The sequence below is a fragment of the Natronosalvus rutilus genome (assembly GCF_024204665.1).
In the GTDB taxonomy this organism is placed as follows: Archaea; Halobacteriota; Halobacteria; order Halobacteriales; family Natrialbaceae; genus Natronosalvus; species Natronosalvus rutilus.
Genome location: NZ_CP100356.1, coordinates 303,124 through 314,844, shown reverse-complemented (window position 1 = coordinate 314,844; position 11,721 = coordinate 303,124). Strand labels below are relative to the sequence as shown.

General features: G+C 54.8%; 8 protein-coding genes and 2 pseudogenes. 6 read left to right on the top strand and 4 right to left on the bottom strand.

Features of this window, described 5'->3' with window-relative positions; translation table 11 throughout:
* Nucleotides 1-269 precede the first annotated feature (269 nt).
* The 3 genes and pseudogenes from NGM29_RS19860 (at nt 270) to NGM29_RS19850 (ending at nt 3,275) form a co-directional block, all read left to right on the top strand.
* On the top strand, nt 270-1,103 hold the full coding sequence (locus NGM29_RS19860) for a polysaccharide deacetylase family protein (RefSeq protein WP_254160904.1): 834 nt from the start codon (nt 270-272) through the stop codon (nt 1,101-1,103).
* 481 nt (nt 1,104-1,584) lie between these two features.
* A complete protein-coding gene (locus NGM29_RS19855; RefSeq protein WP_254160902.1) occupies nt 1,585-2,361 on the top strand; it encodes an IclR family transcriptional regulator in 777 nt (258 codons plus the stop codon).
* A 296-nt stretch (nt 2,362-2,657) separates the two neighbouring features.
* Nucleotides 2,658-3,275: pseudogene (locus tag NGM29_RS19850) on the top strand (transposase domain-containing protein).
* Between the two features lie 285 nt (nt 3,276-3,560).
* Here NGM29_RS19850 and NGM29_RS19845 read toward each other — a convergent pair.
* Nucleotides 3,561-4,727 (bottom strand): NAD(P)/FAD-dependent oxidoreductase, encoded by a 1,167-nt coding sequence (locus NGM29_RS19845; RefSeq protein ID WP_254160900.1) that lies wholly within the window; start codon nt 4,725-4,727, stop codon nt 3,561-3,563.
* A 323-nt stretch (nt 4,728-5,050) separates the two neighbouring features.
* Between NGM29_RS19845 and NGM29_RS19840 the strand changes: the two are divergent.
* Nucleotides 5,051-5,726: pseudogene (locus tag NGM29_RS19840) on the top strand (IS6 family transposase).
* Between the two features lie 40 nt (nt 5,727-5,766).
* Here NGM29_RS19840 and NGM29_RS19835 read toward each other — a convergent pair.
* Nucleotides 5,767-5,943, bottom strand: coding sequence for a hypothetical protein (locus tag NGM29_RS19835; protein WP_254160898.1), 177 nt, complete (start codon nt 5,941-5,943; stop codon nt 5,767-5,769).
* Between the two features lie 330 nt (nt 5,944-6,273).
* Here NGM29_RS19835 and NGM29_RS19830 point away from each other — a divergent pair, with 330 nt between their 5' ends.
* Nucleotides 6,274-6,495, top strand: coding sequence for a ribbon-helix-helix domain-containing protein (locus tag NGM29_RS19830; RefSeq protein WP_254160896.1), 222 nt, complete (start codon nt 6,274-6,276; stop codon nt 6,493-6,495).
* 292 nt (nt 6,496-6,787) lie between these two features.
* On the opposite strand, the gene NGM29_RS19825 is transcribed toward NGM29_RS19830, so the two are convergent.
* Together NGM29_RS19825 and NGM29_RS19820 are read right to left on the bottom strand one after the other, a co-directional pair.
* Nucleotides 6,788-7,126, bottom strand: coding sequence for a DsrE family protein (locus NGM29_RS19825; RefSeq protein ID WP_254160894.1), 339 nt, complete (start codon nt 7,124-7,126; stop codon nt 6,788-6,790).
* A 214-nt stretch (nt 7,127-7,340) separates the two neighbouring features.
* Nucleotides 7,341-8,171: an IS5 family transposase gene (locus tag NGM29_RS19820; RefSeq protein ID WP_254160595.1), complete on the bottom strand. Its 831-nt coding sequence runs from the start codon at nt 8,169-8,171 to the stop codon at nt 7,341-7,343.
* Between the two features lie 1,142 nt (nt 8,172-9,313).
* Here NGM29_RS19820 and NGM29_RS19815 point away from each other — a divergent pair.
* Nucleotides 9,314-11,653, top strand: coding sequence for a PAS domain S-box protein (locus tag NGM29_RS19815; protein ID WP_254160892.1), 2,340 nt, complete (start codon nt 9,314-9,316; stop codon nt 11,651-11,653).
* Nucleotides 11,654-11,721 lie beyond the last annotated feature (68 nt).

Genomic DNA, 11,721 nt, shown 5'->3' with positions numbered 1-11,721 from the left:
TTCGAACTGCCGTCCGAAGGACGAACGGGAGTAGTCGTCGACGTCTGAACTACGCTGCATCCTTCGATCTGTCGTCACCTGATGGTCGAGGACTCAAATTTTCGTGAAAGCAGTATGGTATTCGCCGAAACGAATAACCCCGGCGGCCGGATTGTAACCTTCCGAGACGGGGGAGACCATCTACATGTGATCGTTCAATGCGTCCTCTCGAACGAACTATTTCAGTTGCAAATGCTTATGCCAGAGTCTCTGCATTGTGTGACTGTAGCATGACCGACTTAGACGCTTGGCCTGCAGGAAAACGTGCAGCAGCCGTCCTCACCTTCGATCTCGACGCGAACGAACTCTGGAGAGTGAAAAGAGAAAACGATTCGGAGTGGGACAAACCGCCGATACGGAACCGTGGCGAGTTCGGGCCCAAGGTCGGTGTCCCGCGCATTCTCGAATTACTCGATCGGTACGACCTCCGGGCGACGTTCTTCGTACCGGGGAAAGTGGCGGAGAATTGGCCGGATACGATACAGGCGATTCACGACGCAGGCCACGAGATCGGCCACCACGGGTACACGCACACGAACCCCGCGACAGCAACAGCGTCGGAAGAAAAAAAGGACGTCAAACGAGCGATGGACGTCTTCGATGATCTCATCGGTGACACTCCCGTCGGGTATCGAAGTCCTGCCGCCGATCTCGGTGACAATACGCTCGAGATCCTCGCGGACAACGGTATCGTGTATGAATCCAGTTTTATCGACAGTGACATGCCGTACGTACACGATGTCGACGGGACCGATCTCGTGGAGATTCCGTTTGAGTGGTCGCTCGACGACTGGCCGTACTTCGGGTTCCAAATGTATCCCCCGCTACCCTACCAAAGCGGGATATCCACCACGAGCGAGGTTTTCGACTCGTGGACGCGGGAGTTCGAAGGCCAGTACAAACGTGGCCGGTGCTTCATGCTCACCATGCATCCACAAATCATTGGACGGGCTGGTCGCATCGACGCCCTCGAGGAACTCGTTCAGACGATGATCCAAACCGGCGATACGTGGATCACTACCGGTAAGGATCTCGCGGAGTACTGGCTCAAGGCACAAGTGTAAGTGATACCTGGGCGTTCTCGGCGGGAGAGATTTCGAGGGACTTGTCGCACTTCTTTCGACGTATGAGGGATCATCAGAAACAGTGTTGGAGAAATCACTCACAGTCTGTTTTCGATAGCATTTGGAACGATTCAGCGTGTCAGTTCGGGCATTTCGAACTTTCCTCTGTTAGGTCACCCCATGGTTTGGTTTCTCAGGGTTGGTTCCCCGGATATGGGATTTACATTCCGTATAATCGAACAAGATGTGTTCTTATACGGGATAGAAGATCGATATAGTAATACAAATCGTATAGACAGTCACCGAACTACTGGGGAACGAAGGGGAATTCGCTAGTGAGTCCGTTACAACGCCCATGTCAGGATATCTACGAAGATACGATCCTAAGCATGGGTTATTTCCTTGATATATAGTTTCTCTAATACGGTAAGCATTCGAGCATACGGAATATTAATGGTTGTGGCTGTTAATAAAGCAACCAATGTGTTCAGATAACGCGGACACCAGGCGCGATCACGTCAAGACGACCGTAGCTACATTCGAAATGCTCGAATATCTCAGCCGTCAGAACGGAGCCACATTGACGGAGTTATCTGAAGAGTTCGAGTTAGCGAAAAGCACGGTTCATCGCCATATGACGACTTTAGCCGATCTGGAATACGTAATTAAAGACGGCTCCGAATATTTCATCGGGCTAAAATTCCTCCAGTTGAGCGAACAGGCACGGCATCGAAAGCCGGGATACCAGGTTGCGCGCGACAAGGTCTTCGAACTCGTCGACGAGACTGGCGAGCGCGCATTATTCTTAGTAGAGGAACTCGGTCGGGGCGTCTACATGTACCGGGCCGGTGGCACGCCACCGTTCAGGAACGACACAATGGTCGGTGAACGACGGCCACTCCACGCGCTCGCGGCCGGCAAAGCAATCCTCGCTCAGTGGGATGAAAATCGCCTCGACTCCTTTCTGGACAACCAAGACCTGTGGGAACTCACCCGTAACACGATCACGGATCCGGAGGCGCTCCTTGAGGAACTCACGGTAGTGCGCGACCAGGGACATGCAATCAACGACTCCGAACAGATCGAGGGGTTGCGCGCGGTCGGGGTGCCTGTTTTCGGACCATCTGGGTGCGTGATCGGTGGATTGAGCGTGTTTGGCCCGGTCAGCCGCCTCAACGGGGAGAAGTTCGATGCGGAGGTACCTGAAATCCTCAAGGATAAAGCACACGAAATCCACGTCCAGCTTTCGCTCGAATGATTCCGTCCAAATCGGCAGCATGGCTGTCGCTGATGTTGTGTTCTTCGAGGAAGCGGCCTCGGAGACCTTTATCGTTACATACATAAGATTGTAATGTCATCCATATGATCTCTTTGAACTCGACTTTCATACCATCTACCGACTCACATAATGTCCGCGTAGCGATATCGAATCCTACGACAGCGACGAATTCGTGTAGGTGCGTTTTCGCATGCACATTTTCCCCGTTTCACTAGCCCAGTCGGGACGTGTTTAGTGAAGGCTGAAGGGTGAGGAGAGGGATTTTCAGCTGTCCTATGGTGAAAAACACTCGCCTCAGTGGTCGTAGAGACTCGATCGAACTAGACGTTATGGAGCAAGAACAGACACCGCGTTAATTGATGGAGTTGGGTATTCGACTGCATCTTGCAGAATCATCATTTCTAAATACCATCTCTGAACTTGAAAAGTTCGGTGTCAAACGGTTGCGAAAAATCTGTCCACGGCTGGGTGCAAAAGACCGGTCTACAACTGGCCAGTGGGGCGAGTCCGAACCATGTCGCGCTTGACGAGACGGTAATCCGAATCGACGGACAGCAGTTCTGGCTGTACGCAGTCGTCGATCCGGAAACGAACGTATTTCTGCATATAAGGCTCTTTACGGCGACTACAACAGTAGTGATCCAGCGTTTCCCTACGAGATTCGTGAGAAACACGGCGTCATCGATGTTGTGTTTCTCATCAATTACGAGCATTATCTAGCGACTGAATTGTACCGATCTGGGCTCCGATCTCGACTCGATCAAACGGAAATCAGAACGTCATTAAACGTGTATATAAAATGAGGAAAATACAATTCTATTAGTTCAATAATATGTTTTAGTCACGTCGATCCAGCAACTGCCGAAACGCAGTTCCAAGTTTTTGTTACCTAGTTTACTTCGATTAACTTAACACGATGGTGTTCGTTCTCCCAAATCTTATCATAATTCATGTCTAAGTTCTTTCTGGGCAAGTTGGTGAGTGGCATGAACATTTCTCACCACCACCTCCTCGTCCCTCAAATCCCCAGCTAGATAATATCTACAGTTGCCGAAACAGTAACTGGAGAGCGTTCTACATTGTCGCCTTTGATATGGGTTTATTTCGCATGTTGTTTTGACATCTTATTATCTATATATTTGTGGCTAATGTATACATCCCGAGTTGGCGTGACATTGTCAGTGGTCACTGATGCTTCGGAATTCGAAATCCGGTGAACGCGAATCGAACCGATCGAGAGAAAACGGTTCGAGTGAAAACGGCGCATCCTCATCGGTCAGCAGCGATCGAACGGCGCGTGCTGCTGCGGGGGACGTCATCACGCCGCGTCCGTGGAAGCCCGTGGCTACGATTAACCCCTCGGGACCCTCGTCCGACGCGTCGACGATCGGCCGCTGGTCGGGTGTGGCTGCATCAACCCCCGCCCACCCGTTTACGAACTTCGCTCGGTCCATACCGTCGAAGACGTCAGGGATAACTGTTGCGACGTGCTGTCTGAACTCTTCGCTCGCGTCCGAACTCGCGGCCACAGGATCGTCGATCGCGAATGACCAGCCGCCAACGAGCAGGTGACCATTGGCTTCGGGCCGGAAGTAAATGTGTTCGCCACTGACCCACCCCATCGGAACGTCGCCGTTCAATCGTCGTTCCGGTTTGAGGACTATACATTGGGTTTGGTACGGCCGGACCGGTAACGTCATGAGATCCGACAACAGCCCGGGCGTCCGCCACCCAGAGGCCACGACCACCGTCGGTGCTCGAATTGTCCCTGACTCCGTCTTGACGCCTGTGACGGCGCCATCAGCGACGTCAATGTCGGTCACAACCGTTCCGGTCCGAAATTCGACGCCCGCCGCCTCTGCTTCTCGTTTGAGCGTCACTGCAAATGTGTAAGGGTCCAGCCAGCCTTCTCCGGGACGAGCACCGTATTCCACGGCACCAACTATTTCGGAGGTGTCGAACCGGGGATACTTCTCGCGCAACGCTGGCGTATTGAGGTACGTCGCTTTGACGCCCTGCTCAGCTTTCTCCTTCGCTTCCCTCCGGGCCCGTGATTCGTCTTCGGGCCGCACAAGACCGACACGAGCTCGTTTAGTGTACTGAAAATCACCCGTTCCGTCGAAAGCCTCGAAGAACGACGCGACATACCCCGCAAGGGTAGGGACATCATCGTAGACGTTCGTGAGACCGATAATTCCAGCAGCGAGTGCCGTCGCCCCACTAGCGACTTGCCCCTTCTCAAGGATGAGGACTTCGTGATCGGATGCGAGTTCGTGTGCGATCGCACAACCAACGACCCCACCGCCGATAACGATGACATCGCGATCCTCTGATTCTGTCCTCATTTCAACTGGTTCCCCTATATTTTACTAACATTTCAATCTTTCCCCAGAGGGTATATCGATTCTGATTGAACTCAGTCCGAATCGCACCAGCGACTCGAGAAGAAGCCGATCAACGACAAGGTTGAAACCGTGCTTACGGAAGCGACGAGCTTTAAATTTTCGTAATCAGTGTCGCCCCACGACGATTGGGTTGGTGATGTGTTATATATCAGGGGTACTTGTGTAGGTGGCAGTGTCTAGTTAGGCCAGTTTGAGGGACGAGCAGGCACTGTCTAGTTGAGCCAGTTTGAGAAGTGAGCAGGTCGTTGAATGAATTGACTAGAATGCTCGCAGACCTGCTCAACGAGAGCTATGAGTCCAGATTAGAAGAATCTTGGGAGAACGAGCGGACGGCGATTGCGTCAGGGCGTTCGCCGTTCGGCTCCACCAGACCGGTTGTTTGCCTCGGGAGACAACAGCGATTCTCGCTGAATTAGGCGTTTAACGCTCTCATGGCACGGTTTGGAATTGGGTACCTCGGCTGGCTGACAGTGAATGCGACCCGCGACGGCATCGCCGTCGCGGGTCGCTGTCGACGAGACCGCTGTCAAGATTAACGGCAACTGGTCTTGGTTGTACGCTGCAATAGACATCGAGACAAAGTTGATTCTCGACGTCGCGTTGTTCGGTCGGCACGGTACCGATCTGGCGACTGCATTTCTGCATGGACTCCGCGAGAAACACGGTCTCTCAGATGCTGAATTTTTCGTCGATCAATTCGAATATCGGACTTCCCTTGCTCGATTAGGAATGAACAATCGGGTGAACTACACCGACCGAAACCTCATCGAAAAGTGGTTTCACACCCTCAAAATGCGGACCGACCGTTTCCATAAATCGTGGGTCGGCAGTCAGGCCAGCGCACGCGAATTGATTGAACAGTTTGTACATTACTACAACCGCCAGAGGCCGCATCAATCTCTTGATGGAAAAGTGCCAGCCGAGGATGTTCAGAACTAGACAGTGCCACTGATCCACTAACGTCAGATAATAAGCTATCCTACCGCTTCGTCGACGACATAATCTCGAGCCATGCGTCTCGATTAGCCTCCTCGATCCGCTCGAGAGCGTGACGCTCACAGAAGTACTCGACGCGCTGGGTAACCCGTCGGCGGTTTTTGACGTTGAACCGGTAGTCGGAGGTCCGGTCGCAGTCACGCCACTCGCACGAGAGCATACGCGCTCGTTCGCTGTAGTGGGTTGAAACAGTCCGCCTCGGGACGAAAGTGGAGGTCACAGCTAATGGGAGACTATATTGGCCCGAATTTTGGTGGGTGAAGTGCATGATCAGACCTACAGCGGTAGGACCGCCCGGGCGACTATGCGAACGGGGTGTGGTCTGATACTAGTGCATCGATGAACACGAGCCAGGTTCACTTTCACCATACTACGCGAGTCCTTTTTGCCGTCGATGCCCTTCCATCTACATGGTCTCCGAGAGTACCTGCGTCGCTCACATCACGAGAGAAGTATGGTCTCCAAACCTCGAATGGGAGGGGCGGTAACGATGGTATCGCAGTCCTCCAATGACGTCATTCCCGAACCGGCTCACTCCCGCTTGGAGACCCGTCAGACGCTCGATCGGGTCACATTCCGTGCGACCGATGAACAGCTCGAAGCGCTCGTCGACGCCGATATCTACCACACCCGGAGCCAGGCGATCCGAGCCGGGATTCAACGGTTACTCGAGGAGCACACTCAAGCCGACGTCGACCACGAGAGTCGGTGACTTCGAGATTATACTGTTCAGCGCACCTGTGATATGGTACTCACGGGTGTCTTGATGACCGATATGCTGGCTAGAGAGCCAGTGCCTAACTAGGCCAGTTTGAGCCATGAGCAGGTCGTGTAGTTAGAGTGGATAGATTTTGTTGAAGCACTTAGAAATTGGCAGGAGGTGCCTGCTGCATATAGAGCATGTATCCATCACGACAGCGACTGCTTTTCACCCTGGGCTGAATAAGGTAGCTGTAGACGGCTGTTGTGAACCTACCCAAATCAAGTAGAGTTTCGCAAGCTCACTACGGCCGCATATAGGCGTATCCTTCTGTTTGCAACCGCGTAACTTCCACGGCGCCCTCTGGGACGGTCTCAACGCCGGTAACGAGGTCGGATTCGTCAAGATCCATCATTTCCAGTGTGTTGCTGCAGGCTTTGAATGAGACACCGTCGTCCAATAGGGCCTGGACTTGCTTCTCGCTCTCTTGGCCGGTTTGGATCGCCTCCACTGCACCTGCCTGAACGACAACCGCAACGTCGTCGATACTGCCAGTCTCATCGTCTAAGATGTTTCTGGCAATAGCCAGTGCTGTTTCTTGTTCGCCCTCGTCACCTGAAATGAGATGAATAACTGTTTGCATGTGTTTCAACGAAGGGGAAGTAAGGGCTACTGCCTATTGCTTGCAAGTGAAAAGATCTGCGAAGGGTGTGATTCCGGGAAGAACCGAATAATGAGACCCCCGAAATCGTTACTTTGTCCCTCTGTCTGTCCCGGTTCAGTTGAGACTGGAACACCGTCTCCTCCGTGCCAAATATGCGCTCTGGGTCTTGTTTAGACGCGCGAAATCAGTGGTTTCAGAGCCTCACGGCTTGCTCAATGTTTCTGACGGCAGCCTTTAGGACGAGCTCTCTGAACTGGCCAAACCACGTTCTCGCCCGCACCGTCTCGCCGAACCGATGCTTCAGCGCAAAGAAGATCGCTTCGACGATCGAGCGGCGGTGATAGACGTTCTCGTCGTGGCGAGCGTTGTGCGCTTTGTCAAGTCCATAGAACTCACGATGTTTGATCACCGGGCGGATGCCAGCCTCTCTGAGTTCGTGCCGGAGCGCGTCCCAGTCGTAGCTTTTGTCGGCGGTGATCGTGGTCAGTCGTGCCAGATTTCTCCTGAGCACTTGCCGTCCAACCTGTGTGTCGTGTGGCTGTTTCATCGAACAGTGAATGTCGAGGATAGCACTGGTGTCACAATCGACGAGCGCCGTCGTTTTGATGTCGTCAAAATTGTAGCCCACGCGGAGGACGTAGTGACGGCTGGCTTGATGGCGTTTGAACCCGGTCGCGTCGATCGCTTGAACATCGCCGAGGTCGTGCAGTGAGACAGACAGCCGCAGTAACACCCGCCAGATCCGCATTTTGAGATCCTGTTTCCGCGTACAGACGGTCGTGAAATCCGGTAGCTGATCCACCGAAAGTCCGAGTTTCGCGGTGATTCCGGGCATCTCGTGCAGCATGTCGAGCAACCGGCGGTAGGGCTGGTTCAGGTACTCTCGGAGGCAGTGGATCGAGACGATTACCCAGTCAGCGTAGCCGCCATCACCCTTCTCAATCGCTGGCGCTGGCTCGTCGATGACAGCGTTCTGGGACAAATCGACGCAGCAGTCGGTGAAACGGGCGAGTTGAGACGGCATACTCGCTACTTCCTCGCTCAACTCCACATAATCCCGGTCGAGACGTCAACTGAGCGGCGTCTAAACACGGCCTGCGCTCTGTATTCAGCACAGTCACAGATACCTATCATCGGTCAAGGATTTCAACAGAGTCAATGGATAGGAATAACGCGGAGGAAACAATGATGTGGTAGCTGGTTGGCTATGAGGGCGACGTTGGCAACGACTAACCCCCTCCCTCGCGCTGGTAGAGAATTGGTCTCAGTGAACGTAACCGTATTGGCCGTCTTGGCTCGCCTTACCCAAACTCACCAATCTCTGTTATCAAGGTTCCACTGCCATCAACAGGAGGGATGAGGGGACGAAACGTCCGTTTTCAATCTATCAACCAACTCTTGAGCGTGGAGCGCGTTCCTTGCGCCGCAAGATTACCTTGCCCATTAACGGCACTTGCTGGAGGGAGGCCTGGCAACTGTAGAAGGCGAATGACGCATGTGTCGTCCAATTCGTGACTGTCGACGTGTTATTCGGCGGTCGATACATGGGCTCGACCTCGATTGAAACTCGAGATGACGGTATCCCAGCTCAGAAGTGAAGATCGGTTCCAATGACCCCGTTTCACCACTCCGTACACCTCCGGAACCAGTGTCACGCCTATGGCTCGGCGAAAAAGCATTTCAGAAAATTCAAACCAGCGTGTAACGGCGGCAACACTTCCATTTTCGAGCGCTCGGCGTGCGGCGAGCGTCAGCTCCGTGAGTAAAACTGCTTCTCCGTGCTGAAATCGAGGGCATGACACCGTGAGTAAGCAGTGCATGAATACGACGGGCCAACAACCTTGTCACTCATTGGTGGAGGTCAGCCCGGTCTGATACCTTTCCATGCCAGAGGATACAGACCGTTAGGCATCGAAGCGGACGGAAATCGCACCACCATAACCCGGCTACTCCCCAGGTGGCCGTCCTCTGTTACCGATCCACGTACCTGACCCCTCGAGTCACCGGCTTACTCGTACAGTTTCCCGAGGAGATACACGGTGGCTCCCATCACGAAAATGGCCAGAACCAATTCAAAAGGGTGATGTAGTATCAAAATGATTTAATGAAGAATTCGCAAAGCAATATAGAAGGCTTTACCCTCGTCACTTGAGTAACACACTCAAAATGGATTCGACTTCCGAGACCGATACGGGACCCACCCCACAGATACGTCAACAGGAAGTCGTCGCCGAACTCGGACAACAGGCCCTCCGGACGAACGATCTCGACCAGTTGATGCACGACACTGCGGTCGCCGTCTCCGAGTCTCTCGACGCCGAGTATGCGAAAGTACTCGAGTTGTACCCCAACGGCGATGCTGTCCTGCTCAGGGAGGGTGTCGGCTGGCATGATGGGGTCGTAGGTTCAGCGACCGCCACCACCAATCTGGATTCACAGGCGGGCTATACCCTGCTTTCCGAAGCGCCGGTTATCGTCGACGACCTCCGTACGGATGAGCGCTTTTCCGGCCCTGAGCTGCTGACCGAACACGACGTCGTGAGCGGAATCAGCGTCATTATCGGGCCTGTCGACGACCCGTGGGGTGTCTTTGGCGTCCACACGACAAGCCACCGCGAGTTTACTGACAGTGACGTTACTTTCGTCACGAACATCGCAAACGTCCTCGCCGCGGCGATCGATCGTACTGAGACGGAACGTCGACTGCGTGAGCGCGAACGACGGCTCGGGCGATACAAGGAGTACACCGACGGCATCCTCGCCGCTGTCGACGACGTATTCTACGTCATCGACGAATCCGGCACGTTCCAGCGCTGGAACGAGGCCCTGACCGAAGTGACCGGTTATTCGGACGCAGAGATCGGATCTATGCATTCGGTGGAGTTTTTTAGCCAGGAGGATCACGAGTCGACCGCGGCCGCGATTGACGAAGTGTTCGCAACCGGGCGTACTCGCGTCGAGGCAGGAATCCTGACCAAAGCGGGTGACCGAATCCCGTACGAGTTCGTCGCAACAAGACTCGAGGACCCCGACGGAACGCCGGTGCTGGCCGGGATCGGCCGCGACGTCACGGAGCGAAAGGAACGGACCCGAGAGCTCGCTAAGTACGAGCGCATCGTCGAAACGATCAACGACGGCATCTACGTGGCCGACGACGACTTGCGGTACACGATGGTAAACGACGCGTTCGCCTCGTTGACCGGCTACACTCGCGAGGAACTACGCGGCGCCCACGCCACTCGTCTTATCGACGAGGCGGCTATCGAGGAGGCCGCTGAAATGCGGGCAGCGATGGCCACCGACGAGACAGCCAATCCGACGCTGGAAACGACCGTGGAGACGGCAGACGGCGACCACGTCCCTGTCGAAGTGACGTTTGCGTCGTTCAATGCCGACGAGGGGGAGAACCGCGTCGGCGTGGTCCGAGATATCACCGAGCGCAAGGAACGTGAGCGAGCTCTTGTGGAGAGCGAGCGCCGCTACCGGACGCTTGTCAAGAACTTCCCGAACGGGGCGGTCGGTCTCTATGACGAGGACCTTACCTACACCGTCGCCGGCGGCGAGCTAATGAGCGAACTGGAGATTCCACCGGACGAGATCGTCGGCGTCTCGATCTACGAACGCTACCCCGACGACCTCGTCGAAGAGATCAAACCCCATTTCCGCGCCGTGTTCGACGGCGACTCGCGAACGTTCGAAGTGGAGTACCACGACCGCCACCTGCTGGCGCACACCCTTCCCGTTCGAGACGGCGCCGACGACATCTACGCGGGGATGTTGCTGATCCAGGACATCACCGAACGCACGGAGTACCGTCGGCAACTCGAGGAATCGAACGAACGCCTCGAGCAGTTCGCCTACGCCGCCTCCCACGACCTCCAGGAACCGCTTCGAATGATCTCGAGTTACCTCTCGTTGCTCGAGCGACGGTATGAAGACGTATTTGACGAAGATGGTGAAGAATTTCTCGCGTTCGCTGTTGACGGAGCCGATCGGATGCGCGAGATGATCGACGGCCTTCTCGAGTACTCGCGGATCGACACGCAGGGTGAGCCACTCGAGCCGGTTGCACTGGAAGATGTCCTTGACGATGCAACCGACAACCTGCACGTGAAACTCGAAGAGAGTAATGCCGAACTCACAGTGGCCCCTCTCCCTCGTGTACGGGGTGACGAACGCCAACTCCAGCAGGTCTTCCAGAACCTCCTGAGCAACGCGATCGAGTACAGCGGCGATGAGCCTCCGCGAATCCATGTCGACGCTGAAGCGGCTGGTCGAGAGTGGGAAATCTCCATTCGCGACGAGGGAATCGGCATCGACTCCGAGGAGACCGACCGTATCTTCGAGGTGTTCCAGCGTCTTCACAGTCGCGACGAGCACGCCGGGACGGGGATCGGACTCGCCTTGTGCCAGCGAATCGTCGAGCGTCACGGCGGCGAGATCTGGGTCGACTCCGAGTCCGGCAAGGGGACGACTTTCCGATTTACGCTGCCGGCGACTGAGTAGGCGCTGTGATGGCCCAGCTATCCGGGTACGGGCTGTGACATCACGGCTGAATTATCGAACCGTTGACT

Excerpts from the sequence above, each read along its gene's own strand:
- NGM29_RS19860 (WP_254160904.1), top strand. The coding sequence starts at position 270 with ATGACCGACTTAGACGCTTGGCCTGCAGGAAAACGTGCAGCAGCCGTC.
- NGM29_RS19855 (WP_254160902.1), top strand. The coding sequence starts at position 1,585 with ATGTGTTCAGATAACGCGGACACCAGGCGCGATCACGTCAAGACGACC.
- NGM29_RS19845 (WP_254160900.1), bottom strand. The coding sequence starts at position 4,727 with ATGAGGACAGAATCAGAGGATCGCGATGTCATCGTTATCGGCGGTGGG.
- NGM29_RS19835 (WP_254160898.1), bottom strand. The coding sequence starts at position 5,943 with ATGCTCTCGTGCGAGTGGCGTGACTGCGACCGGACCTCCGACTACCGG.
- NGM29_RS19830 (WP_254160896.1), top strand. The coding sequence starts at position 6,274 with ATGGTATCGCAGTCCTCCAATGACGTCATTCCCGAACCGGCTCACTCC.
- NGM29_RS19825 (WP_254160894.1), bottom strand. The coding sequence starts at position 7,126 with ATGCAAACAGTTATTCATCTCATTTCAGGTGACGAGGGCGAACAAGAA.
- NGM29_RS19820 (WP_254160595.1), bottom strand. The coding sequence starts at position 8,171 with ATGCCGTCTCAACTCGCCCGTTTCACCGACTGCTGCGTCGATTTGTCC.
- NGM29_RS19815 (WP_254160892.1), top strand. The coding sequence starts at position 9,314 with ATGGATTCGACTTCCGAGACCGATACGGGACCCACCCCACAGATACGT.